We start from the raw sequence: 24,161 nt of genomic DNA on the forward strand, positions 1-24,161 counted from the left end.
ACCTGCTTCGCCAGAGCACCCGTCGCGATCCGCGACCCGTCCGCCTCGTAGGCGGCCTTCCTTGCTGCCAGCGCATCGTTGTAGACCACCCGGGCACAGCCGAACGTACGGGCCAGCGCGATGCGCTGACCCGGCGTCGGCTCGATCCGAAACGAATACCGCAGATGCACGTGAGCAACCTAACGGCCGCCACTGACAACACTGCTCCACCCGAAGGGCGAAACAGCCCTCCCTGCCCTGCTCCGCAGGAGCTCCGTTTCCTCCCCGGCCCGAAAGGCCGGGGTATCCACAAAGGAGACACGATGAACGCGTTCCGGTCCCGTGTCTCAGGCTCCCGGAGCACGAGCCTTTCGGTCCTGATCGGGGCAGGTGGCCAGGGGACGGAGCCGAGAGGGGACATGCCGGACAGCCAATCAGCGGGACCCGTGATGATCAAGCGTATGGCTCGATCAACCCGCAGGCCCCGGGCCGCCCTTGAGTTCACGATCAGCGCACACAGGGCCAGGCCGCCGGGGTCGGTCTCGTCGCCAGCGGCTGGCATCTGGTGTTCAGCGGTGGGCAGTTGACCGCGAAGAGTTCTTCGCAAAGAAGTCTTTGCGAAGAACTCTTCGCGGTCTAGGCTGTGTTGGGTGACCGACGCGATGAAGGGGCCGCAGGGCCCGCACCTCGAAGAGAACTCCGTCGTCCTGGATGCCAAGGGACTGCGTGCCATGGCGCATCCGCTGCGCATACAACTGGTCGGACTGCTGCGGAAGTTCGGCCCGTCGACAGCCACCCGCCTCGCCGAGCGGCTGGGCGTGAACTCCGGGACGGCCAGCTACCACCTGCGCCAGCTCGGCGCGGCGGGGTTCGTCGAGGAGGACACCGGGCGCGGCAACGCGCGAGAGCGCTGGTGGCGCTCGGTCCACCAGATGACGGAGTTCAACGACCGGGAGCTGGCCGATCGTGAACCCGAGGCGACGTTGGCCTTCCTGCACTCCGTCGCCACCACCTACACCCTGCGCATCCAACGGGCGCTCAACGAAGTGCAGACGATGCCCCCCGAGTGGCGGGACACCTTCGACATGAGCGACTGGGCCTTGCGGCTCACGCCCGAAGAGGCCATCTCCCTGCGGCGCGAGCTGAGGGAGGTCATCTACCGCTACCGCAGAGACACGCCCGATGCGGCGGCGACCGCCCCCGAGGGCGCCGAGCGGGTGGGCCTGGTCACGCACCTCCTGCCCGAACTGGACGCGTCCGCCCCGCCGGAGGCGCACTCCGGTCCCGAGTCCGTGGACGGAAGGCGGACGCCATGACCGACGACACCGCCGGCGCGGACGGCATGTCGGGCAGGCGGTCCTTACGGCCCCTGGCCGGGGTGCTCGCGGCCATGGCCGTCTCGCTGACCGGTACCCGGGTGTCCGCGGTCGCCCTGCCCTGGTTCGTGCTCGTCACGACCGGCAGCGCCACCCAGACCGGACTGGTCGCCTTCTTCGAGATGGCGCCCTACGTGGTGGTCAAGGCGCTGGCCGGACCACTGGTCGACCGGGCCGGCCCACGGACCGTCTCCTGGACCACGGACCTCGCCAGCGCAGCGGCCGCCGCAGCCGTACCCCTCTGCCATGCCCTGCACCTGCTGTCCTTCCCGCTGCTGCTGGCCCTGGTCGCGGTGATCGGCGCCGCCCGCGGCCCCGGCGACCTGGCCAAGGAAGTCATGGTTCCGGAAGCCGCCGAGCGGGGCGGGGTACCGCTCGAGCGGGCGACCGGGCTGTCCGGCGTGACCGAACGGCTGGCCTCCACCCTCGGTCCGGCAGCCGGCGGCGCCCTGGTGGCACTGCTCGGCCCGCTGGCAGGACTCGTCGTCAACGCGGCCAGCTTCGCTCTCGGATCGGTGATCATCGCACTGGCGTTGCCACGCCGCCGCACGGCGAAGCCGGCCGAGGGCGCCACGCCGCAGGCCGGAGAGGCGGAGGAGGGCTACTGGAAGCGCTTCGCCGAAGGCTTCACCTTCCTGCGCACCGAGCCGCTGCTGCTCACCGTCATCGTCATGGTGAGCATCACCAACCTGCTCGACGCGGCCTTCATGACGGTGCTCATGCCCGTCTGGGCGAAGGAGTCCGGCAACGGGCCGACCGCGATCGGCCTCGCCGGCACCACGATGGGCGCCGCGGCGGTCGCCGGAAGCCTGATCGCCGCGGTCGCCGGACACCGCCTGCGGCGCAGGGTCGTGTTCTTCGCCGGGTTCCTGCTGGCCGGGGCGCCGCGATTCCTGGTCCTCGCCCTCGACGCCCCGATGGGCGCGGTCCTGGCCGTCTTCGCCGTCAGCGGCTTCGGCGCGGGCTTCCTCAACCCGGTCATCGGAGCCGTCCTGCTCGAACGGGTCCCGCGTCGGATGCTGGGCCGCGTCAACGCGCTCGGCGACTCTCTGGCCTGGGCGGGTATCCCCCTCGGCGGCCTGATCGCCGGGGCGGCGATCGCCTCCGCCGGACTCGTACCCGTACTGCTCGTCTGCGGGACCACGTACTTCCTCACGACGACCCTGGCAGGGCTGCGTCGGGAGTGGCGGGAGATGGACCGGCCGGGCGCGAGAGGCGCCCTGAAACAGGACCGGGAAGACAGCCCCGCACGACACGGTGCGGACCTCACGACCTGACGTGCGTGGGAGGCGAGGCAGCTCACGCCGCCCGGTGCGCCCCGTCCGGACCAGCAGCGCCTCCACGAAAACCAGTGGAGCAGCGCCGCTGTACGCCGTTAACGTGCTGCCGAGCCACGTCGTCTAGGCAAGGACGTCCCGTTGTACACCCTTTGAGACTTCCCGAGCGCTGATCTGTCGCGCGTCGCACCTGTGCGCCGCGCTGCCTTTTGCTGCGGACTTCTCACTGGAACCGGTGTACTTCTGTGCTCAATCACTGGGTGGTCATGCCCACTTGCCTGCCGACCGTTCTCCGCCGTTGCGCCGTGTGCGCGTCCGGCCGCTTCCGGGCGAACGGCAAGTTCCGCGTCAACGCACACCACAAGCTCCTCGACGTCTGGCTCCTCCTGCTGTGCTCCGCTTGCGGGGACACGGCAAAGCTCACCGTCCTGGAGCGGATGAACGTGCGCTCCGTACGGCCTGAGCTGCTGGAGCGGGTGCATCTCAACGACCCTGTTCTCGCAGGTGAGTTGCTCCAGGACCCGGTCGTGCTCCGCCGTAACCGCATCGCGCTCGACTGGGACAACGCCTGGCGTCTCGACACCGGCAGTTCGGAGCACCTGGACAGCGAAGTGATCGACGTCTTGGTCCGGTTCGCGGCGCGCATACCTGTGAGGCCTGTGCGACTGATCGCCGACGGTTGCGGCCTTTCGCGTGCCGAGGCCGAGCGGGCGATCACGGAAGGAAAGCTGGTCTCGGCAGTCCGGCTGAACGCCAAACGCTCCGGCGACTTCACCTTCGTGCTCAAGCGCTGAGCCCACCTCGGCACCAGGGGCCTGTCCGGCGAGATCCGCCGGACAGGCCCCACGAGACACCGTACAAGGGGGCAGACGGCTAACTGGACTCGGACGAGCGCCCATGCGCTGCCCGGGGCGGTGTGCCTCGTATGCGTTTGTAGACGAAAGTCGTGCCTTCCTGGACGGATGGCGGATGCCCGGCGGTCGGGGGTCCTTCTAGTGTCGACGGACCCGGTGACGATCCGGACCGCTGAATCGCCCAGGCAGAGGACTTCTCATGCGCGTGTCCGCCCCTGCCGAACTCCCGCCGTTCAGGCGCCGTTGGGCCGCCGTGGGGGGTCTGCTCGTGCTGTCCCCGATCAGCGCGGAGTACCTCATCGGCTACGGCGAGAGCACCAGCCGGCCGATGGAACTGCTGGCGGGCCTGCTCGTCCTGGCGCCGCTCTACGGCACCGTCGCGGTGCTGATCCGTGAGGTCACTCGGCGCACCGGCCGCGGCTGGCCGACGATCCTGCTGTTGAGTGCGGCCTTCGGGGTGATCCAGGCCGGCTTGATCGACCAGAGCCTGTTCGGCAGGGAGGCCGACGCCGATGACCCCGGCTGGGCCACCCAGGCGCCGGTCACCCTCGTTCCGGGCCTGGGGGTCGATGCGGCGAACCTGGTGAACTATGTCGGGGGGCATGTGATCTGGAGTTTCGCCGCTCCGGTCGCGGTGGTCGAATCCTGTGTGCCGCGCGTTGCGAACCGGCCGTGGCTGGGCCCGGTCGGCATCGGCGTCATGGCGGTGCTGTGGGCGCTGGGCGCCGCGCTGATCCACAGCGACACAGGAGCGGACTCCACCGCCGGTCCGGCGCAGCTGACCGGCGCCGCGGTGGTCGCCATCGCCCTGATCGCCGCCGCGTTCACCGTCCGCCGGGCCAGGAGCCGGTCGCCGGTGAAGGCACCGTCGTGGTGGCTGGTCGCAGGGGCCACCGGAGTCACCTGGTGTGCCGGCCAGATGCTGCCGGCGACCTGGTCCGGAGTGACGGTGAACGTCGTCGCGATGGCCGTACTCGGCTGGCTGCTGCTGCGCTGGTCGCGCCGCCGGGGCTGGGACCGACGGCATGTGCTGGCCGCTGCGGGCAGTGCTCTCGTCGTCCGTGCCGGATTGTCGTTCCTGGTCGAACCGCTCGGCGACGACGCCGATTTCACGGTGAAGTACGCCGTCAACGCCGCGATGCTCGCCGGAGTCGCCGGCCTCCTCCTCGTGGCCGCCCACCGTCTACGGCGACAGGAGCCGAACGCATGCTGACCGTTCGCGGCATCTCCTACCTGGTCGGCGAGGCGAGCACCGCTGACGTGCGGCGGGACATGGAGGTCATCGCCAGGGACCTGCACTGCACCACGGTGATGCTCATCGGGGACGGCAAGCCGCTGATCGCTGCGGCCCGCTCCGCCCTGGAAACCGGTCTCGGCGTCTACATCCGGCCCCACCTTCCCGAACGGCCCCAGACGAGGCTGCTGGAGCACCTGGACGCCGTAGCCGAGGCGGCCGAAGAACTTCGCCGGGAACACCCGAACCGGGTGACGCTCCTGATCGGCAGCGAGTTCTCCCACACCGCACCCGGCATCGTCCCCGGGCCTCGTTCGTTCCTGCGCCTGAAACTCATCGTGCGCTTCCACCGCCTGCTGCGGCGCAGGATCGACAGGCGGCTGCACCGACTGCTGTCCACCGCCGTTGCCACCGCGCGGCACCGCTTCGGCGGGCCGCTCACCTACTCCGCGGCCGGGTGGGAACACGTCGACTGGTCCATGTTCGACCTGGCCGGCGTCAGTCTCTACCGCTCGGCCCGCAACCACGCCACCTACACCGACCGCCTGCGCGGCCTGGTCCGCGACCACGACAAGCCCGTGGTCATCACCGAGTTCGGCTGCGGTGCCTTCACCGGAGCCGATCAGCGCGGAGCCGGTTCCTTCTGGATCGTCAACTGGTTCGCCGCGCCCCCGCGCATCCGCGGCGACCACCCTCGCGACGAGACCGTCCAAGCCCGCTACCTCGGTGCACTCATCGACCAGTACGAGACGGAGGGCGTGCACGGCTGCTTCGTGTTCACCTTCGCCATGCCCGACTTCACGCACCACGACGATCCTCACCTCGACCTCGACAAAGCCGGCTTCGGGCTCGTGGCGGTGACCGGCGACGGCGCGCGCAGGCCCAAGGAGGCGTTCCACGAGGTCGCGCGGCGCTACGGCGACACAGCCGGGCAGGCGGGCGGGCCGACGGCGGGGGAGGGCCGGCCTCGGTAGGGGGCGGGGCGGTGCGCGTCTTGGTGCATACGGATGCCCGGGCGGCACGGTGTGTGCCGATCAACAGACGCTTGGCCGTCCGTATTGCCCTGATCTACCCGTAGATGTGCTCGAGGATGGATGGCCGAGGTCTTTTCCTGGTCGCCGGAGCGTGTGAAGCTGCTGGATCGAACGGACCACTATCGGCTTGTGAGACGGTGGCCACAGACGCGTGGGCTGGAGGATGAACCGCATGACGACCGCGATGCACCATTACGGTCTGACGTGGACCGACCGGGACGGTGTGCCCCAGGCTTCTGCCGGCAGGTACGACAAGCCCGCCGCCAAACGCCGCCGCAAGGCGCTCAGGGATACCGGCTGCACCCGGGTGGTGATCGTGTCGGTCGGCCCCGGCGAGCTTCCCGAACCCCCCACCTGACCCGGGGTCCCCGGAGCGTGAGCATCGTGTGCCCCTGCTCACGCCGGGAGGCAACCCGTGCAGCCCCGCGGCGATACGTGTGTAGAGTGGTGTCACCGACGCGGGGTGGAGCAGCTCGGTAGCTCGCTGGGCTCATAACCCAGAGGTCGCAGGTTCAAATCCTGTCCCCGCTACTGATCGACGACGGGCCCGGCATGACAGCCGGGCCCGTCGTCGTGTCCGTGCCACCATCCACGCCGCCCGGCCGTACCGGCCCGGGTCCTGCCGCGCCTGGCGGGCTTCCCGGATGTTCAGGACGGTTGCGGGGCCGGCCGCGGCTCACGGCCGCCGGTGAGAGACCCGTAGTACTCGTCGAGCAGGGCGAGCAGGTGGTCGACGGCGTGCCGGTCGTCCTCGGGCGACCACGGCTCCTCGGGTCGGCCCCCGGGGAACGCCGCTTGCATGGCCAGGCTCGTCCAGACCAGGTTCGTCCCGTACCCGAGTCGGGCGGCGAGCCACTGTGGGAACCCGTTGAGCAGGTCTCCCGCGGCGGCGGTGTCGTAGCCGTTGAGGAACCCGGTCACCGACTGGAAGGTGACCCGGCCGGCGAACATGCCCGGACGGGCCTTGAAGTTCTCCCAGAACTCCTGCCGTGACTGGACCGGCTTGCGCATGGCGCGCCCGGCACGGCGCCAGGCGGGGGGTACGGCCGACAGGTCGCTGCCGGCTCCCCAGATGGAATAGGAGATCACTTCCGGGCCGACGCCGAGCGCGGCGAGGAGCCGTTCCGCGCGGGCAGCCGGGTCGAGAGGGCCGCCGCCCCGGGTCCAGATGTGCGTTCCCGGGGCGTCTCCCTCGTGATGGGTCGCGGCGTAGTCGGTGCCCTCCAGCACGAAGAACGCCGCCCTCACCTTGCCGTGTCCGTCCCATGACGACTCGAGAGTCAGCCTCAGTCGGCGAGCCACCGCGTCCAGGTCCACCGAGAGACGGGCGAACGAGTGCAGGGGCCACCCCGTGCTCTGGAACATCGAGGCCTGCCGGGCCGGATTGCGCCCACCCGCGGGATCGGCCGCGGGCTCCCAGCCGTCCTCGGCATTCGGTACGTCCATCAGTTCATCCACGGGTGCAGTCAACCAGCATGCGGTACGAGCACGGTCAGAGCCGACTGCCGGCCGGTCACACCGAGGTCTGTGGTGACGGTCCGGCGACGGCGCGCGATCCGGACCGTCTTCACCGCGCGCCTCACCGCCGGGCGGGCCCGGGGCAACCGCCCCCGCCCGCCGCGTCCGCGACCACGGGGGCACCGGTAACAAGATCCACGACATCGAGCGCGTCCCGTACGCCGAGGACGCCTTCCATGTGCGCACCCCCACTGCCCCCATGCCACGCCCCCCCTGCGCACCCTGGCCATCGGCGCTCTTTGGCTCGACTGCCGGCCGGACACGGCCGCAGCCCGCCCGTCCCCTGGTCGGCGGGGCTGCTGGTTGAGTCCCATGCACAGCGTCGGCCCCGCCATGCCGCAGCGCTGAACGACCACGGCATCCACTCCGTCGGCCTGCTCGCCGCCGTCCCGCATGCCACCAGTCAGCGCCTGCTGGGCGGCCGCTCCGGCCGCTCTGGCCGTCGGCCGGCCCGTGGCATCGACCCGTGCCCTGGCACCTTCCGAGCCCCGCCCGCCGCCGCGACCGTCCGTCGGTCACGCCCCCAGCACGCCCTGGACCGCGCCGGCGTTCGCGCCGCCCTGCTCGCTCCGGTGGACCGGCCCGCCCGGGCCTACTGTGCTGACGCTCCCCTGACCTTCGCCGGGCGCTCTACCGGTACGTAAGGCAGCGGATGTGTACTGGAGGCCTGCTGCATCGAGGGGGAGGCATGGCGCACACGCCGGATCCGGGGACATCGAAGTCAGCACATGAGGAGGAGCCCTGGCTGAGCAGTGACGAGGTCGCGAGGCTGTGGCCGGTGCGGAAGCTCTGGCTGCCGGGTGTCGCCTATCGTGCGGATGTCCGTGTCCGCAGGGTCGGCGGGGAGAGCCGGGGCACGTGGGGGGCGGAGCCGACCTTCCATTACTTTCACCCGGGGGACGTGCACAGGGCCGCGCCGGCCATCGCCGAGGGCAGCGTCGACATTCCGTCGGACTGGCGCACCGACACTCCCGATGGCCGGCGGGCGGAGTTCTGGGGTGTGTTGAGTGCACGTGTCGCCGTCACACTCTTCATCGCGGTCCTCCTGTGCGGGCTTTGCCTCATCCTGGGCGCAGGGATCTTCCTACTGACCGTGGATTGACTTCCTCTCCCTCCTTGAAGGAGGGGGATTCCTACGGCTCGCGCTGTAGGGGTTTCTGCTTCGTCGCCGACTGCCCGCCCGGAGTGCTCCGTTGAGGTCTTGTACCGGCTCCACAGACAGACGCCGTCAGCCCGACGGCCAGGATGTTGTTCGCCGCGTTCACGTCCCGGTCGTGGGTGGTCCCGCAGCCGTCGCACGTCCATGTGCGGATGTTGAGCGGCATCCTGTGCTTTTTATGCTTGCCGGAGTAGAAGGGCCGGTCCGCGGCGGTCCGGTCGGTCGGTAGCAGCGTCCCGTCCAGCAGTACGAACGCCTTCGACGATGCGGCCCGTACTGCTTCGGCGAGGCTGGGAGCGAGGGCGGCCAGGACGTCCACGGCCTCGGTGATGTACCGGTAGGCGGTCGTGGTTCCGATGCCGAAGCCCGCTGCGAGCTGGGCGTAGGGGTGATCGTGGCGCAGGTGGGCGAGCGCGAGCAGGGCCTGCTGGCCGGCGTTCAGCCGACGCCACCGGCTGCCGATCGCGCGGCGACGTTCACGGAGACGGGCGGTGAGGAAACGAAGATGCGAGCTGGACAGGTCCAGTCCGGACGGGTAGACAAGCATGTGAAGCCTCTGGCAGAACGGGTGATCTTGGTCGTGAACCCGTCTATCAGGGGCTTCACTCGTCTGTCATGCCAACCGCCGGACAGCGTCAGCAGGTTGGAAAAGGCTCACTGCCCGCAAGCGCCGATTCGCCAGCGCTGCGCCAGTACACCGACGACGTCGAAGCCGTCCGAGTCCTGTACTTCGTCACCGCCCTGCGCACGGTCGTCGTCGTCGCCTACATCGAGGTCTAGCCCGGTTTCACCGGACCTGTACAGGCCGGGATCCCGGGGCCGGCGTAGTCCGCCTGGGCGCCTCCCCGCCTCTTGCGACGGTTTACGGAGCGTGGTCTTGGTGGGGCGGAGAGTTTGGGCGAGGTCGGCAGGAATGAGCATGGTCATGCCGGGCACATGCCTGTGCGGAGGTAGATAATCATGGTTCCTGTTCTTCTTGTTCTTCTGCTGGCTCTCCTTCTCTTCGGTGCCGGGTTCGCACTGAAGGCCCTGTGGTGGCTGGCTGTCATAGTGCTGGTTCTGTGGCTCCTCGGCTTTGTGGTCCGTCCGGCGGGGAGCGGCGGCAAGCGAGGTCGTTGGTACCGCTGGTAGACGTCGCTGAACAGCAAGTTCATACGGGTGGGGCCCGGCGCTGGAGCGCCGGGCCCCACCCGTTTCCATGCCGCGCCGCCCGCGATGAAAAGGATCAGATTTCCAAGGTGTATTCCGCGAGGTATGGGTACCCGACGCAATAGCCGAGGGTGTCGCGAGGGCTTGGAACCGCCTTGCCCTGGTGTCTTCCCCGGTCGTCCCATCCATCGCGCAATCCATGTGTGAAACCGGCAGTGATGGGCACTCGAAGTTTTGATGAAGCGTCAATCCTCTTTGGGTGGCGTGGAATTTGATTGGTTCTTTCCGCTGTTTCGGCAGTGGTGTCTTTAGATGAGGGAGTCGTTTCATGAGTGACAGCATCTGGGGCTACAACTCCACCTCCGGCCACACGGCGGGCGCCGACCTGATCGGATACAAGGTGGAGGCGACCGACGGCAGCATCGGCAAGGTCGACAAGCACTCGGACGACGTCGACTCCGCCTACCTCGTGGTCGACACCGGTGTCTGGATCTTCGGCAAGCATGTCCTGCTGCCGGCCGGTACCGTGAAGTCGGTCGACTCCTCCGAGCGCAAGATCTACGTCGAGCTCACCAAGGAGCAGATCAAGGACTCTCCGGAGTTCGACAAGGACAAGCACGTGGGGGACCCCGCGTACCACGAGCAGGTGGGGACCTACTACCAGTCCCACCGTCGTATCTGACGCACAGCACCACTCTGCAGGGCCCGCCGGAGACGGCGGGCCCTACGGCGTTTCAGTCGTTGTCCGGGCGGCGGGGGTGGCCTTGTTCCGGGTCGGCGGCGGGTGTCTGCCAGCCGTCTCCGCTCTGTGGGGCCCGCGTCGTGCCCGGGGTCTGGGGCCGGGCCGAGGGGGTGGGGACGCGGCGGCGCGCGGCCCGTCTGCTGCCGACGATGAAGGCGGCCAGCAGGGCGGCCACGACGACGATTCCCGCCGTGATCAGCCACAGTGAGCCGGTCGAGGAAGCGGCCAGCGGCATGAGGGATTCAGTGATCATGCGTACCGAGTACCCCGTGATCGGGGTCTATCCTCCCCGTGTGCGCTTCGGCCCTCGAATGGCCCGGGAGCTCAGGCAGGTCGGCCCTCTGCCGGTGGCACGAGTCAACGTGCTCCGGTCTTTGTCCTGACCAAGGAAGAAGTTCGCGGATCGACCGCCGAAGGGGTTACGTCTTCGCGAGAACGCCGCTACTTTCACACCACCGCAGCGACCACGGGCAACAACGGCCGCCGACGGTGCCTGAAGCACCACCGCACCCCCCATCACAGCTCTTGGCACACCTTCACCCACCTCGTTCGCAGGACCCGCGGGAACAGACACCGCCGGGCCCTCGCGAACCCCGGTGGCTCCTCTCAACCGCGCGTCTGACGCCGCTGCTCCACGCAGCGGCGTCAGTGCATCGCATCCGGGACGACGGCGCGCCCCGGCCGCGATGGACACCCGAGTGCCCCACCCCCTTCCCGAGGAAGCTCAGGAGTTCACGTGCACTCACGACCACACCTCCGCCGGCTCAGCAGACGCCTTGCCGGAGTCCTCATCGCCCCGGCGCTGGCCGTCGGCCTCGCCTCCGCCCCCGCCCCGGCGGCCGAACGGGCCGCGGCGGATCCGCCCCCGCAGGAACCGGGCGTCACCCTACGAGTCTTCGACACGCAGGTCCCGCTGAGCGGGCTATGCACCCTCAAGCCGGGACAGACACCGAACATCGACAAGCTGATGCCGGTGATCAACTGGAGCTCCGCCACCGACTTCGGTCTGGAGAGCAACTTCGTCACCCACGTCATCGCCAACCTCGACGTGCCCACGGCCGGCGCCTACGCCTTCCGCCTGACCAGCGACGACGGATCGCGACTCTGGATCGACGACCAACTCGTCGTCGACCACGACGGCTTGCACGGCGCCGAACCGAAGGACGGAACCGTCCAACTGGCCGCGGGCTACCGCAGTCTGCGCATCGAGCACTTCGAACGCGACGGCGGCCAACAGCTCACCCTGGCCTGGAAGCCGCCCGGCGCGGCGGACTTCAGCGTCGTACCGAACTCCGTGCTCAGCACGGACGCCGACGTCGTGCGCGTGACATCGCCCGGCCGCAAGGAGTGCGAGGGCGGCGCCGACTTGCCCGGCGACGGCCTGCCGCTGACGGGCGTGCACCCCAACTACACCCTCACCAATCTGCGCCCCAGCGGATTCGAGCCCCAGGTCTCCGCCATGGACTGGCTGCCGGACGACCGGCTGGCCATCACCACCTGGGGCGGCAGCAACAACACCACGGGCGAGGTGTACCTCCTCGACAACGTCACCGGCAGCACCGGTCCGGGACAGGTGACGTACAAGAAGATCGCCCAGGGGCTCAAGGAACCCATGGGCATCAAGTACGTCGACGGCAAGCTCTACGTCTCCGAGAAGCACCGGCTCACCGAGCTGAACGACACCAACGGCGACGAGGTGACCGACCAGTACCGGACCGTCGCGACCTGGCCGTTCGGCGGGAACTTCCACGAGTTCGCCTTCGGACTCCTCTACAAGGAGGGGTCGTTCTATCTGAACCTGTCGGTGTCCATCAACTACGGCGGCGCGACGACCGACCCGCAGCCGGCCGCGAACCGCGGCACCACCATCAAGGTGAACAAGGACACCGGAGCCGTCTCCTACGTCGCCGGCGGGCTGCGCACCCCCAACGGGATCGGCTGGGGACCCGAGGGCGACATGTTCGTCACCGACAACCAGGGCGGCTGGCTGCCCTCCTCCAAACTGGTGCACATCAAACAGGACCGGTTCTTCAACCACCACACCAACCCGGACGGCCCCTTCGACACCCGGCCGGTGACCAAGCCCGTGCTGTGGCTGCCCCAGAACGAGATCGCCAACTCGCCCAGCACACCACTGCAGTTGAGCAGCGGCCCGTTCGCGGGACAGATGCTCTTCGGCGACGTGACCTACGGCGGCATCCAGCGCGGCTACCTGGAGAAGGTCGGCGGGGAGTACCAGGGCGCCGTCTTCCGGCTCACCCAGGGTCTGGAGGCCGGTGTCACCCGGATCAGCGTGGGCCCCGACGGCGCCCTGTACGCGGGCGGCCTGGGGGCGGGCGGCAACTGGGGCCAGGAGGGCAAGCTGGCGTTCGGCCTGCAGAAGCTGACGCCGAACGGCGCCAACTCCTTCGACATCCGCGCCATGCGCGCCGTACCGGGCGGATTCGAGCTGGAGTACACCCAGCCGCTGTCCACCCAGACTGCGAGCAACCTGCTCCAGCGCTACCGGATCAAGCAGTGGCGCTACGTGCCGACCGCCGCCTACGGGGGACCCAAGGTCGACGAGGAGACGCTGACCGCGCAGTCGGCCACCCTCTCCACGGACGGCAGGACGGTCACCCTCGCCATCGCCGGCCTCAAGGCCGACCGGGTCGTGCACGTGCGCTCACCGCGCCCCTTCAGCTCCTCCGGCGGCGAAGCGCTGTGGAGCACCGAGGCCTGGTACACGCTCAACAAGCTGCCTGGTGCGACGTCCGCCACCGGTGAGGTGAAGGGCGTCAACGGCAAGTGCCTCGACGTCGACAACTCGCAGACCGCGGACGGCACGCAGGTGCAGCTGTGGACCTGCAACGGAACAGGCGCCCAGGAGTGGACCGTCGGTGGCGACGGCACGGTCCGAGCCCTGGGCAAGTGCCTGGACGTCTCCGGCGGCGCCGCCGCGGACGGCACGAAGATCCAGCTGTGGACCTGCAACGGATCGGGCGCGCAGTCCTGGCAGCCGCAGGCAGACGGAACGGTACGCAACCCGCAGTCCGGCAAGTGCCTGGACGCCTCGGGCGGCACCTGGAACGACGGCACCAAGGTCCACCTGTGGACCTGCCACACCGGCGCCAACCAGAAGTGGACCCTCCCGTGAGAGCCCCTGACGACCGTTCCTGACAGGGAGGGGCGCCTGCCCCGGGTTTCGCCCGGCAGGCGCCCCTTCACCAACGATGGACGCAAGCCCCGGTCAGCGGATGCCGAGGGCGACGACCTGGGTGATCGCCTCCTGGGTGAAGTTGTCGTCGCTGACGAGGATCAGCAGCCGTTCGCCGGAGGGGAGGCTCGGGCCCCACGTCATGCCCTCGGTGTTGTCGACGGCGGACAGGCCCAGGGTGTCGAAGTCCGCGACGAGCTGCTTGCGCATCGGCACGACGGTCTGTCCGGCCAGCGACTCCATCGCCTGTACGTCGGTCGCCCCGCGCGTGGTGGCGTCGAAGAGACGGATCTTGTAGCCGGCTCCGGCCACCCAGGTGCGTTCGAGCACGAGGTAGCGGTGGGGCTGGCCGGGGAAGGCGAGGATGGAGGGGACGCCGGTGTCCGGGCCCCAGGGGCTGTCGGGGTCGTTCTGGGCGAAGATCTTCTCCAGCGGGTAGGCGAACTGCCCGAGGACCTTCCCGCCGCGGTTCTGCTGGGTGACGCGGACCAGCGCACCGTTGTCGACGTCCGGCTCGGGGCCGTCCTGGAGGAGCGGGCCCTCGACCGCGCTGGTCACCACCTTGCCCTGGGAGCCGAAGGTGATCGCCTCGATCGCCTGGTTCCGGCGCGGGCCGCGGTCCTCCACGGTGATCTCGTAGTTCGCGGGCAGCCTCAGCCGTCCGAGGTACTCACCGGTGGGGGAGGCGTACTGGATGGACGGCTGGATGACGGGCGGGCCGGCCGTCGCGGGCCGGTCGCCCTCCTGCCCCCACCAGTAGGCGCAGGAGCGGGGGTCGACACGGATCTCCTCCGGGTCGACGGCCTTGCCGTCGCCCAGGGCCGGAGGCGGGTACACCGTCCCGTCGGGCTGGAGGAAGGGGTGGGTGCCGGTGAAGTCGACCGAGTGCACGCCGTCGGCGTCCACGTCCATCCTGGCCGTGTAGAAGCGGGCGGGCTGCAAGGAGGAGCGGTCGTCGCTGATGAAGACGTACTCGCCGGTGCACGGGTTGCGGTCGATGCCGGAGAGGCCGCCCACGGTGGTGCCCTGGAAGGCGAGCTTGTGCGGAACGGTCCTTTCGCCGAGCAGGCGCGCCTGCACGGCGTGCCCCGCCCCCTGCCCCGAGGTGTCGGGTTGGGCGGCAGCGGCCACGGCGGGGGCGAGGGTCGACGTCAGGATCAGGGCTACGGCGCACGCACGGCGCGTCAGAGAGGAACTCACCAGATGATCTTGGCCTGCCGGAGCGCGGGGCACAGTCGCCCAATCGGGTAAGGCTGTTGGCGCTTGCCTCGGGCAGGGTGCTTCGAGACGGGTGGCTCCGCAGATGAGGAACGAGACACTCGCACCGCCTGGCCGCGGCGTTCATTGGGCGGGTTCCCGGATGTGCCGGGGCGGCGGTCACGCCTGTCCGCAACCGTTTGCCCGTGGATGTGTGTGTTGAGGGGAGGTAAGGAAATCGACGGCTTCCGGAGAAGTGGCGGGGGGTACGGTTTTGGGTCGGATGGGCATGTTCCTGGTCGCGCTGGTGTCGGTCGGCGGGGTGTTCCTCGTGCTCGGGGTGTTGTGGTGGATCCGGGACTTTGCCGACCGGGCGGCGGTAGCCGGGTTGGACGCGGTGGACATCGACCCGTACCACGCGGTGGCCACGGCCCGTGATCGATACCACATGGACAAGGCCGCGGCCGCCGAACTGCTCCTCGCTGGCCTGATCAGGATCCGCGGTGACGGGGTGGCGGAGGTCACCGGCAGGGCCGGGGAGTCTGCCGCGGCCCCCGGGCATCCGGTGCCGGCCGCACTGCCGGCCGTACTGCGACGGCGGAGTGAACCGTTTCCGCTGAGTCGGCTGCACTGGGAGTCGGGTTACCAGCGGCAGCGTGACGCCTTCCTGCGGGCCGAGGACCGCACGATGCCGCGTTGGTCACGGGGCACAGGGGACTCCATCGCGGGCGTCGCCTTCGTGACCGTGCTCGGGTTCACCCTCTGGACGGCCGTCCAGGTTGTCTTCCTGCGGCAGGAGCACTGGAGAAGCGGCGTCGGGCCGGTCGTGGCCGGCGCGTGGTGCTGTCTGGTGCTGTGGGCATTGACGGCGGTGCCACTGCTGTGGCTTGTGGGACGTGGCCGGCCAAGGCGTCGTGACCGGTTCGCGGCGTACTGCCGCCGTCTCCCGCAGCACCCGGCCGAGCAAGCCCTGAGCACACGGGAGCGTGACCTACCGGGCCGCAGCCGGTCCCGGCGCAGCGCGCACGAGCGGGCCGAGGACAAGGAGATCTGGGTGGACAGCGGAGGCCCATTCTGATGCCCCACATGGACCTGAGCCAGGGCGGGCGGGGCCCGTCGTCCAACCCGCGCGTGCGACGGCGCACTCTGTTCACCTGGCGGGTCAGGCGCCGTTTCCGTCACTGGCGGCGGCCACAGACCCGACCCTGGCCGGACGTGCACGAGGACGTCGCCTACCTCACCCGGGTACTGGGGCGCTGGCACCCCGACACCCTCGCCGCCCGCTCGAAAGCCCTCAGCTGGCTCAGCCAAGAGGGCCGGCACGCCGAGACGCTGCGCGTGGCCGAGGCGGAAGTGGCTGAACGGACCACGGAGTTCGGTGCCGACGACCCCCACACCCTCGTGTGGCGGACGACGCTCGCCTGGAACCGGCGGATGGTCGGTGACCTGGACACCGCCGTCGTCGAGGCGCGGGCACTCACGGAGGATTCCGCCAGGGTGCTGGGCCCCGACCACGCCGACACCCACCGCCGGCGGGCGGGCCTGGCCCGGTTCCTCGCCGAGAACGGTGAAGCGGCCGAGGGGGTACGCCTGCTGCGCGCCCTGTATGCCGAGTCCCAGGCGTTCGGCTGGAAGCGGAAGGACGAGACACGGCCCATCCGTACGACCCTGGTCAGGGCGCTGGAGCTGAACGGCGACCTGAGAGAAGCTCTGGAGTTGTTGGAGGAGGAGATCGAAGTCGAGCGCGGGACGATCTACGGCGTCGACGAGAACCTCGGCGACCACGGGATGAAGGGTCTGCAGGAGTGGCACACCCGACTGGCAGCCGAAGTGGCCCGGAGGGATGGGAAACGGCGCAGGAAGCAGAGGCGGACCAAGGACGCCGACGGACACCCATGAGGGTCATCGGTGCTCGGCCGCCGCGCTGCGCCCTCGATCCTGAGCCTACGCCCGGGGCGTCCCGTCCCAGCGCCATGCGGTGAGACGAGGGTGCCCAGGAAGTTCGGCGCGTCCGGTGGCCCACAGGAGGGTGCGCCAGGGCGCCTCGGTCGTCGGCGCGTTCGGAAACAGCCGGGCGAGCGCCCGAGCACACAGATCGGCAGGCGGGCTCCATGCGAGGCCGAGCCCTTGTGCCAGGTCGTGGGTGTGCACCAGGGTCTCCACGATGCCCATCGCGGCGAAGCCTTCGGGATCCGAGACGCCGAAGACGTGGTGGGCGCGGGTCTGCGGAGGCGTCGTGCGCACCATGGCGACCAGCAGTGCGCCGCTCGCTTCCAGGACCTGAAGCAGACCGGCGGGCCCGGCCTCGCGGTCCGCGTGAATGGCGTTCGCCGGGCCGCCGGGCCGTCGGCTCTCCCATACGAAGGGCACCTCGCCATCCAGGGGCGGTGACTTGGGGCCCAGCTGTACGGCGTAGGCGAAGAGGTCGTCGCTGAGGTGCTCGACGGTTTCCCAGCAGTCCCATTCCAGCGAACCGGCCTTGCCTTCCCATGCGGCCGGGGGCGCCTTGCGAAGGACTGCCACAGCGAGTTGCACGGCAAGGTCGAGGTCGTCCGCAGTGACGGGGGGCTGGGGGAGCGCAGTATCGGCTGATCGGGACATGGCAGGACCGTATCTCGCCCGTCGGGAGCACCCTCTTCCCTTTTGCTCACCGGCCCACCAAGCGGACATGCACGAAGCGCTACCTGGAATCGCCTGCTGTTTGATCAGTCGCCGGCAACTGACGTCGTGATGTTGGCGGTTGTGGGTTCCGTCCGGTATCCGAGGGCAACCATCCAGGTCACCTGGCGGTCACCTCCGCAACGGCGGGCGTTTCCGTGAACACCCGCCGCTTTTGTGATCACTTGTGTGAAGGAGTCTGTCGGTGAGTCCAGCGAGGTGGACCGCGGTGGCGATGGCTGCGGTGACCCTGGCCGTCGGAGGGATGGTGGTGGTGCCCTCGCTGCTGCGGGACAGCGCGTCCGCGACTGCCGTGCACCGGGCCCCCGACTTCAACGGCGATGGCCGGGGGGACCTGGTGATGCCCGACCAGGACGGCAAGGTCGACGGGCTCAACCAAGCCGGATATGTAGCCGTGGCCTACGGGCCGGAACCCGGCCGTACCCCGAAGACGCAGGTCATCACCGAGAACTCGGCCGGAGTGCCCGGTCGTGCCGACGCACACGACTTCTTCGGCGGCGGCTGCGTGTGGGGGGACCTCGATGACGACGGATACACGGACCTGGTGGTGGACGCCGCAGGCCGGGCGACCGTGCTGTGGGGTGGGCCGGGCGGACTGTCGGGCGGCACCGGCCTCGCCGTGGGGATGAGCGAGGGGCCGCCGGGACAGCTCGTCACGGGCGACTTCGACGGCGACGGTCATCAGGACGTCGCCGCGAGTGGATGGGTCGCCTACGGGCCGCTCACCCGCACCGGCGGCGCGGCCCGCACGGACCGGATCGCCCTGGACAGCGGCGAGCATCCGGTTGAGGAGGCCGAGGAGGAGTACTGGAAGACCTACGACATGGCTGCCGGGGACGCCGACGGTGACGGGTTCACCGACCTCCTCGCCGTGGCCTCCGTGGACGACGACGGCGAACCCGGCGACGCCCTCCTGCTGTTCCTCAGAGGCAGCTCGGCCGGTCTGAAGGCGCCGGTCACCGTGCGCAAGGACGAGAGCGGGGATGGTCCGGACATAGGACGTGAGATCGAGATGGGCGATCTCGACCGGGACGGCTACGACGACATGGTCTTCGGTTCCTGGTCCGGGACGGGCTCGGTCAGGGTGCTTTACGGCAGCGCGGCCGGCCCCGATCCGGACGGCGTCACGATCGTCGACCCGAGGACACCCGGGGTGCCCGGTCCGCGGACCAGGTCCGGTTTCGCCACGTCCATCGCGGTCGGCGACGTCGATGGCGACGGGGACCTCGACGTGGCAGTGGGCGACCCGTACGCGAGAGTGGGCGACCAGGAGCGCGCCGGACGGGTCGTGGTGCTGAAGGGCGACGGCTCAGGGAAGCTGACCGCTCCGGGCGCCCAGTCGGTCCATCACGCCCTGCCCGGCGTGCTGTTGGACGGGACTTCCTTCAGCGTCTCGCATCTCGCGCTCCTGGACACCGACTTCGACGGCCGCACCGAGGTCGTGGTGGGCACGAACCCCTGGGGTGCTCACCCCGACGGCTACTGCGTGCTGCCCGGCACCCGCGAGGGAACCACCGGCACGGGCTCGTACTGCATCGCCGTACCCGAGCCGGGCACGTGAGCCGGTGCGTTGCGGTCGACGGGGCGTGAGGGGCAGGACAGCGCACGCCCTCCAGTTACGACAGCACGGAGCGGTCCGAATGCTTCGAACGACAGTGGCTGGTGACACCTGTCAGACCTCGGGCCTAAGGTGTGCCGGTGATCTTCAGAAGGAAGCAGAAGGCCGTGGACCTGGCCGCCGTCGTGTCGGAGCTGGAGCAGGCCGTGGCCGTTCGCGACGGTGGCCGCACCGAGCGTGCGTTCGGCGCGGCGATAGAGGGTCTGCAATCGGCGACGGACACCGAATGCGTGCCGGTGGGACCCCGGTTGGCTGCGCTGATACCCGCCTTTCCGCCCACCGGCCCGCGCCCGATGCTGGCGACGACGGCCGGCTTCTGCGTGGAACGTGGTGCCGATCCGGTGGCCTGCGCGGAGCCGATCCTCGACGGCACCCACCGGGACCTGCTCGACGCCCTGGAGTTCGCCCGCCGCTGGTCCGCCGCAGGTGGTGCCGGGGACGCACTGCCGGAGGCCGACGAGAAGATCATCGACGACGCGCTGATGGCCCGGCTCGGTGGCGAGGAGCAGGAGGCGTTGCGGCTGGCGCTGGCCTGGTGCTCGGTCGAGCAGTGGCAGCCCCCCGCGCTGGCGGTGCTGTGCCGCAGCACCGAGGTGCGCCGCCGGCACGCCTCCGCGCTCCTCGGCGCCTGCCGCGAGCTGGCGGACATGGAGCGGCACGACCTCAAGTGCCTGGCCTACGCGCTGGCGATCCTCGACGACGAGCCGCTGGTGGTGTTGCACCGGCCCACCGGAACCGGGTTCGAGGTGCGCATCGGAGGCATCGGGGACAACTTCCAGTTGCACACGCTGCTCGCCCACGTCCTCGTCGGCGGCGGTCATGTGCCCGGCACCGCACCCTCGGCGGAGAGCGTCCGCCTGGCCATGGACCCCGAGCCCGCCCAGGGGCGCACCGGGGCCATCGCGACCGGGGCCTTCGAACTCCTCGCCCCGGACGGGGAACGGATCTGGAACGAGGGGCTGCCCGACGACATACCCGTCGTGGAGGGGCACCGCCTGCTCGTGCTGGACGAGCCGCTGTACACGCGTAGTTGGAACGCGGACCGGTTCTTCCCGATGCTGCCGGGAACGGCCGAGCTGACGCGTGTGCTGTCCGCCGACGAGGTCCGGACCTGGTTCACGCACACCTGCTGGACGTCCTGACGGGGTGGCTCGGCGTTGCCGTCGGCGTCTGCCCGGCCGAACTCTGCTGCACGGAACTCGCCGCCGTGGCGCAGAACTCCTCTTCCAGGTCCTCTGCCGTCCCGCCACCCGAGCAGCGCCGAACAGCACCGCACTGAGTCCAAGAGATCCCTGCTGGGGGATGCCGGCTCCAAGTGCCCGCAGCGCGAAACCGATCAGAGAGGTTTCGCCTCCAGGTGATACGACGTGTCGACCCAAAAGCCGTCCGTGGACCTGCCTTTGATCTCCAGCACGTAATGGCCGGGAGCCAGGGGCAGGATGCCGCCCCAGATACCCCAGGCGAAGCGACGCGTCAGCCCCGTTCGGAACGGCGCCGAAAACTCCTGCAAAGTCAGCGGCACGCCGTTGAGGAATGCTGTGGCTTCAGCCACCGACAGGGACTGAGGGACCTTCGAGTACGACATCGTGTGCTGCATGTTGAGAACGGGGAAGAAGAGAGGCCGACCGGAGGGGACCTCGCAGCGCCGCACCACCCGGCCGCCGTAGGTGCCTGCGAGGAACCAGAGGTCGTTCGGCTGACTCCAGGAAGCGTGCTCCCCGGTCAGGTCGCGGACCGGGCTGAGGTCATCCGGGGCGGACAGCGCCCACTTCCACCATCGGCCCGCGAGTTTCCCGCCCTCCTTGTCGCTCAGCACCCATGTGCTGTCCATCGCTCCTGTGCTGCTCATGGTGCCCCTCCCTCACACGGCCTCGGACTTGGGCCGTTTCGAACAAGTGGACACTATCCCGGGTGGATCAACGCCTCGACGGAGCCCCCGCACTGACGCTCCTAGAGATCGTCAAGCCTGTGGGCGGGGTTCATAGGACGCCTGGCGAGCGAGGCCTACGAGAATGCCACGGAGACCTGGTCCGTCACCTCAACCTGCCGGCCCGCGAAGCGTTCGGCAGACCATCAAAGGACTTTGAATCCGGCGATCTTGTCGAGTCCGCGCCGCACTGCGGTGGCGCTGTGGGCCGCACATGCGGCAAGGGGTGTTTGCGAAAGATGAGCCTCGTCCTGGCTGTCGAAGTGCCGGCCTGTGACTGGCAGCGTGTGGTGGCAGGAGTTGAGGACGCGATGCGTTGGGTGAGTGCTGTGACGAGGTCTGTTCCGGCTATCTGCAGGGTGAAGGTGTCGGTGCTGTCGTGAGCGGGGCGTACCGGGGTCGGGCCGCGGCGACGCCACTCGTCGGGTGTGTGCCCTGGCCGGGAGTTCGCTGGCCAGGGTGCTTTGTAGACGGGCAGACGGCGGGCCTACAGCTTGGCGCCGAAGGCCTGGGTCCACCAGGGGCCGCCGGGGGCGTCGTGGACGCCGACTCCGATGTCCTTGAACGAGCAGTTGAGGATGTTGGCCCGGTGGCCGGGGCTGTTCATCCAGGACTCCATCACGGCGGCCGGGGTCTGCTGCCCCATCGCGATGTTCTCGCCGTAGGTGGACCAGCGGTAGCCGGCCGCCGTGATGCGCTGGCCGGGGTCCGCGCCGTCCGGGTTGGTGTGGTCGAAGAAGTCGCGCGCGTCCATGTCCTCGGAGTGACCCAGCGCGGCCTCGTTGAGCAGGGAGTCCTCCGCGAGCGGACCGCAGCCGGCGTTCGCCCGCTCCTCGTTCACCAGCGCGACGACCTGCGCGACGGTGCCCGTGGGGGCCGACTGCGCCTGGGGCGTGCGGGACGCGGTCCGGGTCGGTGTCGGGGTCGGCGTCGGGGTCGGTGTCGACTTCTTGGTCGCCTTCGGCGAGGTGGAGGGCTTCGCCGTCTTCGAGGGCGAGGCGGACGGCGACGGGGACTTCGACGCCGGCGCCGAGGTCTCCAGGTCACTGGGCTCGGAGAGTTCCGGGACCGGTGCGCCGCCGTCGGCCACCGACGTCGACTGCTCCGTCCCGTCGCCGGGACCCGAGCCGAAGTGCCAGAACCCGCCGCCCGCGACACAGGCTGCGAGGACGGCACCTCCGACGGCCCGGCGCCGGTTCCGCCGCCGGCGGCGGGCTTCTCCGCGGGAGACGGGCCGGCCGCGGGCGGCGCGATGTCCGCCCGAGGTGCTCACCGCGGAGGCCGAGCCGGCCGGGGCCGTGGCGTCGGCCGCGTCCAGCACCCGGTCCAGCAGCATCGGGGTCGCCGCGATCAACGCGAGGCCGGCCAGGAGCCCTTCGGCGGGCATCAACCCGCTCCACAGGCCGGCACACTGTGCACAATCCCGGGCATGCCGGGCTATTCGCTTGCGCCACAGTGCCGAGGGCCGGCCGTCCCAGGGCGCGATCAGGCCGTGCAGCTCCGCGCAGCGTGGACGCGCGTCCAGCGCCCGCACGACGACCCGCGCCGCTTCCAGCTGCGCCTTCATCCGCTGCACCCGTACCGCCGTGTGCTGCGGTGACAGTTCCAGGGCCGCCGCCACCTCGGCCCGGGTCAGCTCGCCGGCGCACTCGAGCCACCACAGCGACAGCAGGCCCCGGTCGTCGGGCTCCAGCCAGCGGGTGGCGCGCGCCGCCTCCTGGCGCTGGCCGGACAACTGCAACTGGACCATGGTCAGATCGACGAAGTCGGCGCCCGGGTCCGCAAGCTCCGCGGCCTCCTCCACACCGCCCGGGGCCGTCTGCCGGGCGTTCCAGTGCGCCCGTACCTGGTTCATCGCGATCGCCACGAGCCAGGAGCGGAAGCTCTCGGGAGTCCGCAGGTCGCCGAGCGAGTCGAGGGCCCGCAGCATCGTTTCCTGCACTACGTCGTCGACGTCGACGGAGCCGTTCAGGGCCCTTCCCACGACGTTGTAGATCAGCGGAAGGTACGCGCCGACCAGGGCGTCCTGAGCCTCCGGGTCGCCACTGCGGGCGGCCGTCACCAGTGCCGCGAGATCCCTCGTGGGCTCTGTACTCATCAAAACTTTCCTGTCCTCGACGCCGAACGATGCTGTCCGATACCTGGGAGATCGCTCGTGGAACCCCGGATAACAGTTCTTCGTGCGGTTCTTCGGACGCATGCTCCACGAGAGCCTCACGAGGCTGACGCGACGGCGCAATGGAGAACGTCACATTCACAGGGCCGGGCGCCGAAGCGCGTGACGATACGGGCTGAATGCCCCTGTCTGCCCCTCTCGTGGTCGGCTGACGTCCGCCGACCGCTCGCGTCGGTTCTCGCGTTCGCGGACACCATCGGCGGTATGGCGGTACGGCAACGGCCCGGGGATGCGCCCCGGGGCGGACCTGAACCGCCCAGTGGGGCCCGGTGGGTCTTCGGGACGGTGGTCGATCAAGGGCGTCGCGCCAGGAAGACGAACTCCTTTCCCGGGCGGTCGGGCGCATCGCGAATGTCATCGATCACGTATCCGTGCGCCTCCAAGTCCCCCTCGACTTCGTCCCGTTGCCGAAAGCGCAGCGTCGAATCCGATGTCAGCACCTGCCCGTCCGCTGCAAACCTGTAGGTCCAGCGGAACGTCACCACAGGCCCGCTCACCTCCACGAGTTGAACCCAGGTCTCGACGGAGCCGACGCCTGGAATGTTCGTCACACGGTAGGACTTCTCGCGGGTCCACTCTTCCCAGGCGCGTCTGGACGGATCGCGCGTCTCGAAGATCAGACGCCCGCCTGGCCGCAGCGCTGCGTGGGCTCCTCGCAGGGTCCTCTGCCACGTCTGAGGGTCGGCGATGGCCTGGGCGACGTTTGCGGTCATCGTCGCGAGGTCGACCCGCAGCGTCGGAAGGGCCGTCGCATCGCCGCAGATCCAGCGCACTCGTCCGCTTCCCGGTTTGGCCCGTGCGACGTCGATGGATGCCTGTGCGGGATCCACTCCCACGACCTCGATCCCGCGGCCGGCCAGGAGAAGCGCGAACACCCCTGTGCCGCAACCGATGTCCAGTGCCCGGTGAGTCCCGAACTCGTCTGCCATCTGCAGGTATGCATCGAGGTCGCTGCGGTCGGGGTCGAGCGGATCGTAGATCGCGGCGAGTCGAGGATGCGCGAAGCAGTCGTCAGCCATGCGGCCGAACGTATGCGGAGCCGGGTG

23 protein-coding genes, 1 tRNA gene and 2 pseudogenes are annotated in these 24,161 nt (G+C 69.7%); 16 read left to right on the forward strand and 10 right to left on the reverse strand.

Going from position 1 to position 24,161, the window contains the following annotated elements; all coding sequences use genetic code 11:
* Together ABT296_RS34380 and ABT296_RS34385 are read right to left on the reverse strand one after the other, a co-directional pair.
* A partial coding sequence (locus ABT296_RS34380) for a helix-turn-helix domain-containing protein (RefSeq protein ID WP_351933405.1) occupies nucleotides 1-170 on the reverse strand: 170 nt, incomplete at its 3' end.
* Nucleotides 171-301: 131 nt separating this feature from the next.
* Nucleotides 302-400, reverse strand: a pseudogene (locus ABT296_RS34385) (GNAT family N-acetyltransferase); the annotation flags it as partial.
* Between the two features lie 241 nt (nucleotides 401-641).
* Here ABT296_RS34385 and ABT296_RS34390 point away from each other — a divergent pair.
* The 7 genes from ABT296_RS34390 (at nucleotide 642) to ABT296_RS34420 (ending at nucleotide 6,285) form a co-directional block, all read left to right on the forward strand.
* Nucleotides 642-1,295, forward strand: coding sequence for an ArsR/SmtB family transcription factor (locus ABT296_RS34390; RefSeq protein WP_351933407.1), 654 nt, complete (start codon nucleotides 642-644; stop codon nucleotides 1,293-1,295).
* Nucleotides 1,292-2,632 carry an MFS transporter gene (locus ABT296_RS34395; protein WP_351933348.1) on the forward strand — a complete coding sequence of 447 codons (1,341 nt, stop codon included), beginning with the start codon at nucleotides 1,292-1,294 and terminating at the stop codon, nucleotides 2,630-2,632. The genes ABT296_RS34390 and ABT296_RS34395 overlap by 4 nt, the downstream gene beginning before the upstream one ends.
* Nucleotides 2,633-2,877: 245 nt before the next feature.
* Entirely contained in the window at nucleotides 2,878-3,426 is a 549-nt protein-coding gene (locus tag ABT296_RS34400; protein WP_351933350.1) for a DUF1062 domain-containing protein, read from the forward strand.
* Nucleotides 3,427-3,685: 259 nt separating this feature from the next.
* On the forward strand, nucleotides 3,686-4,699 hold the full coding sequence (locus ABT296_RS34405; RefSeq protein WP_351933351.1) for an AF_0692 family protein: 1,014 nt from the start codon (nucleotides 3,686-3,688) through the stop codon (nucleotides 4,697-4,699).
* Nucleotides 4,693-5,694, forward strand: coding sequence for a glycoside hydrolase family 113 protein (locus ABT296_RS34410; protein ID WP_351933353.1), 1,002 nt, complete (start codon nucleotides 4,693-4,695; stop codon nucleotides 5,692-5,694). Before ABT296_RS34405 ends, ABT296_RS34410 begins: the two co-directional genes overlap by 7 nt.
* 232 nt (nucleotides 5,695-5,926) lie before the next feature.
* The gene (locus ABT296_RS34415; protein WP_351933355.1) at nucleotides 5,927-6,112 is read left to right on the forward strand and encodes a DUF8636 domain-containing protein; all 186 of its coding nucleotides are present in this window, start codon (nucleotides 5,927-5,929) and stop codon (nucleotides 6,110-6,112) included.
* Nucleotides 6,113-6,211: 99 nt separating this feature from the next.
* Nucleotides 6,212-6,285 (forward strand) — tRNA-Met (locus tag ABT296_RS34420).
* A 117-nt stretch (nucleotides 6,286-6,402) separates the two neighbouring features.
* Here the strand turns inward: ABT296_RS34420 and ABT296_RS34425 are convergent.
* The gene (locus ABT296_RS34425) at nucleotides 6,403-7,200 is read right to left on the reverse strand and encodes a hypothetical protein (protein WP_351933357.1); all 798 of its coding nucleotides are present in this window, start codon (nucleotides 7,198-7,200) and stop codon (nucleotides 6,403-6,405) included.
* Nucleotides 7,201-7,960: 760 nt separating this feature from the next.
* On the opposite strand from ABT296_RS34425, the gene ABT296_RS34430 reads away from it, so the two are divergent.
* Complete coding sequence (locus ABT296_RS34430; RefSeq protein ID WP_351933359.1) at nucleotides 7,961-8,374, forward strand: hypothetical protein; 414 nt, start codon at nucleotides 7,961-7,963, stop codon at nucleotides 8,372-8,374.
* A gap of 121 nt (nucleotides 8,375-8,495) precedes the next feature.
* On the opposite strand, the pseudogene ABT296_RS34435 reads toward ABT296_RS34430, so the two are convergent.
* Nucleotides 8,496-8,978, reverse strand: a pseudogene (locus ABT296_RS34435) (helix-turn-helix domain-containing protein); the annotation flags it as partial.
* A gap of 68 nt (nucleotides 8,979-9,046) precedes the next feature.
* Between ABT296_RS34435 and ABT296_RS34440 the strand changes: the two are divergent.
* The 3 genes from ABT296_RS34440 (at nucleotide 9,047) to ABT296_RS34450 (ending at nucleotide 10,262) form a co-directional block, all read left to right on the forward strand.
* Complete coding sequence (locus ABT296_RS34440; RefSeq protein ID WP_351933408.1) at nucleotides 9,047-9,211, forward strand: hypothetical protein; 165 nt, start codon at nucleotides 9,047-9,049, stop codon at nucleotides 9,209-9,211.
* Nucleotides 9,212-9,391: 180 nt separating this feature from the next.
* Complete coding sequence (locus ABT296_RS34445; RefSeq protein WP_351933362.1) at nucleotides 9,392-9,562, forward strand: hydrophobic protein; 171 nt, start codon at nucleotides 9,392-9,394, stop codon at nucleotides 9,560-9,562.
* A gap of 346 nt (nucleotides 9,563-9,908) precedes the next feature.
* Complete coding sequence (locus ABT296_RS34450; protein WP_351933364.1) at nucleotides 9,909-10,262, forward strand: PRC-barrel domain-containing protein; 354 nt, start codon at nucleotides 9,909-9,911, stop codon at nucleotides 10,260-10,262.
* Between the two features lie 52 nt (nucleotides 10,263-10,314).
* On the opposite strand, the gene ABT296_RS34455 is transcribed toward ABT296_RS34450, so the two are convergent.
* Entirely contained in the window at nucleotides 10,315-10,575 is a 261-nt protein-coding gene (locus ABT296_RS34455; RefSeq protein ID WP_351933365.1) for a DUF6479 family protein, read from the reverse strand.
* Between the two features lie 483 nt (nucleotides 10,576-11,058).
* Here ABT296_RS34455 and ABT296_RS34460 point away from each other — a divergent pair, with 483 nt between their 5' ends.
* Nucleotides 11,059-13,458: a ricin-type beta-trefoil lectin domain protein gene (locus ABT296_RS34460; RefSeq protein ID WP_351933367.1), complete on the forward strand. Its 2,400-nt coding sequence runs from the start codon at nucleotides 11,059-11,061 to the stop codon at nucleotides 13,456-13,458.
* A 93-nt stretch (nucleotides 13,459-13,551) separates the two neighbouring features.
* Here the strand turns inward: ABT296_RS34460 and ABT296_RS34465 are convergent, their stop codons facing one another.
* A complete protein-coding gene (locus ABT296_RS34465) occupies nucleotides 13,552-14,718 on the reverse strand; it encodes an esterase-like activity of phytase family protein (RefSeq protein ID WP_351933369.1) in 1,167 nt (388 codons plus the stop codon).
* A 280-nt stretch (nucleotides 14,719-14,998) separates the two neighbouring features.
* On the opposite strand from ABT296_RS34465, the gene ABT296_RS34470 reads away from it, so the two are divergent.
* Nucleotides 14,999-15,793, forward strand: coding sequence for a hypothetical protein (locus ABT296_RS34470; protein ID WP_351933371.1), 795 nt, complete (start codon nucleotides 14,999-15,001; stop codon nucleotides 15,791-15,793).
* Between the two features lie 137 nt (nucleotides 15,794-15,930).
* Nucleotides 15,931-16,614, forward strand: coding sequence for a hypothetical protein (locus ABT296_RS34475; protein WP_351933372.1), 684 nt, complete (start codon nucleotides 15,931-15,933; stop codon nucleotides 16,612-16,614).
* 45 nt (nucleotides 16,615-16,659) lie between these two features.
* Here ABT296_RS34475 and ABT296_RS34480 read toward each other — a convergent pair whose 3' ends face one another.
* A complete protein-coding gene (locus ABT296_RS34480) occupies nucleotides 16,660-17,316 on the reverse strand; it encodes a hypothetical protein (RefSeq protein WP_351933374.1) in 657 nt (218 codons plus the stop codon).
* Nucleotides 17,317-17,578: 262 nt separating this feature from the next.
* Between ABT296_RS34480 and ABT296_RS34485 the strand changes: the two genes are divergently transcribed.
* Together ABT296_RS34485 and ABT296_RS34490 are read left to right on the forward strand one after the other, a co-directional pair.
* Nucleotides 17,579-18,955, forward strand: a complete 1,377-nt coding sequence (locus ABT296_RS34485) for an FG-GAP-like repeat-containing protein (protein WP_351933376.1) — start codon at nucleotides 17,579-17,581, stop codon at nucleotides 18,953-18,955.
* Between the two features lie 131 nt (nucleotides 18,956-19,086).
* The gene (locus ABT296_RS34490) at nucleotides 19,087-20,154 is read left to right on the forward strand and encodes a hypothetical protein (RefSeq protein WP_502977396.1); all 1,068 of its coding nucleotides are present in this window, start codon (nucleotides 19,087-19,089) and stop codon (nucleotides 20,152-20,154) included.
* Between the two features lie 194 nt (nucleotides 20,155-20,348).
* Here ABT296_RS34490 and ABT296_RS34495 read toward each other — a convergent pair whose 3' ends face one another.
* The 3 genes from ABT296_RS34495 to ABT296_RS34505 form a co-directional block, all read right to left on the reverse strand.
* Entirely contained in the window at nucleotides 20,349-20,861 is a 513-nt protein-coding gene (locus ABT296_RS34495; protein WP_351933378.1) for a hypothetical protein, read from the reverse strand.
* Between the two features lie 565 nt (nucleotides 20,862-21,426).
* Complete coding sequence (locus tag ABT296_RS34500; protein WP_351933379.1) at nucleotides 21,427-23,037, reverse strand: sigma-70 family RNA polymerase sigma factor; 1,611 nt, start codon at nucleotides 23,035-23,037, stop codon at nucleotides 21,427-21,429.
* Nucleotides 23,038-23,408: 371 nt separating this feature from the next.
* Nucleotides 23,409-24,134 carry a class I SAM-dependent methyltransferase gene (locus ABT296_RS34505; protein WP_351933381.1) on the reverse strand — a complete coding sequence of 242 codons (726 nt, stop codon included), beginning with the start codon at nucleotides 24,132-24,134 and terminating at the stop codon, nucleotides 23,409-23,411.
* Nucleotides 24,135-24,161: the final 27 nt, after the last annotated feature.

The sequence above is a fragment of the Streptomyces sp. NPDC000983 genome (genome assembly GCF_040299205.1).
GTDB lineage: Bacteria > Actinomycetota > Actinomycetes > Streptomycetales > Streptomycetaceae > Streptomyces.

Coding starts and splice junctions, on each gene's coding strand:
- ABT296_RS34390 (WP_351933407.1), top strand. CDS start 642: ATGAAGGGGCCGCAGGGCCCGCACCTCGAAGAGAACTCCGTCGTCCTG.
- ABT296_RS34395 (WP_351933348.1), top strand. CDS start 1,292: ATGACCGACGACACCGCCGGCGCGGACGGCATGTCGGGCAGGCGGTCC.
- ABT296_RS34405 (WP_351933351.1), top strand. CDS start 3,686: ATGCGCGTGTCCGCCCCTGCCGAACTCCCGCCGTTCAGGCGCCGTTGG.
- ABT296_RS34410 (WP_351933353.1), top strand. CDS start 4,693: ATGCTGACCGTTCGCGGCATCTCCTACCTGGTCGGCGAGGCGAGCACC.
- ABT296_RS34415 (WP_351933355.1), top strand. CDS start 5,927: ATGACGACCGCGATGCACCATTACGGTCTGACGTGGACCGACCGGGAC.
- ABT296_RS34425 (WP_351933357.1), bottom strand. CDS start 7,200: ATGGACGTACCGAATGCCGAGGACGGCTGGGAGCCCGCGGCCGATCCC.
- ABT296_RS34430 (WP_351933359.1), top strand. CDS start 7,961: ATGGCGCACACGCCGGATCCGGGGACATCGAAGTCAGCACATGAGGAG.
- ABT296_RS34440 (WP_351933408.1), top strand. CDS start 9,047: ATGCCAACCGCCGGACAGCGTCAGCAGGTTGGAAAAGGCTCACTGCCC.
- ABT296_RS34445 (WP_351933362.1), top strand. CDS start 9,392: ATGGTTCCTGTTCTTCTTGTTCTTCTGCTGGCTCTCCTTCTCTTCGGT.
- ABT296_RS34450 (WP_351933364.1), top strand. CDS start 9,909: ATGAGTGACAGCATCTGGGGCTACAACTCCACCTCCGGCCACACGGCG.
- ABT296_RS34455 (WP_351933365.1), bottom strand. CDS start 10,575: ATGATCACTGAATCCCTCATGCCGCTGGCCGCTTCCTCGACCGGCTCA.
- ABT296_RS34470 (WP_351933371.1), top strand. CDS start 14,999: ATGGGCATGTTCCTGGTCGCGCTGGTGTCGGTCGGCGGGGTGTTCCTC.
- ABT296_RS34480 (WP_351933374.1), bottom strand. CDS start 17,316: ATGTCCCGATCAGCCGATACTGCGCTCCCCCAGCCCCCCGTCACTGCG.
- ABT296_RS34495 (WP_351933378.1), bottom strand. CDS start 20,861: ATGAGCAGCACAGGAGCGATGGACAGCACATGGGTGCTGAGCGACAAG.
- ABT296_RS34500 (WP_351933379.1), bottom strand. CDS start 23,037: ATGAGTACAGAGCCCACGAGGGATCTCGCGGCACTGGTGACGGCCGCC.
- ABT296_RS34505 (WP_351933381.1), bottom strand. CDS start 24,134: ATGGCTGACGACTGCTTCGCGCATCCTCGACTCGCCGCGATCTACGAT.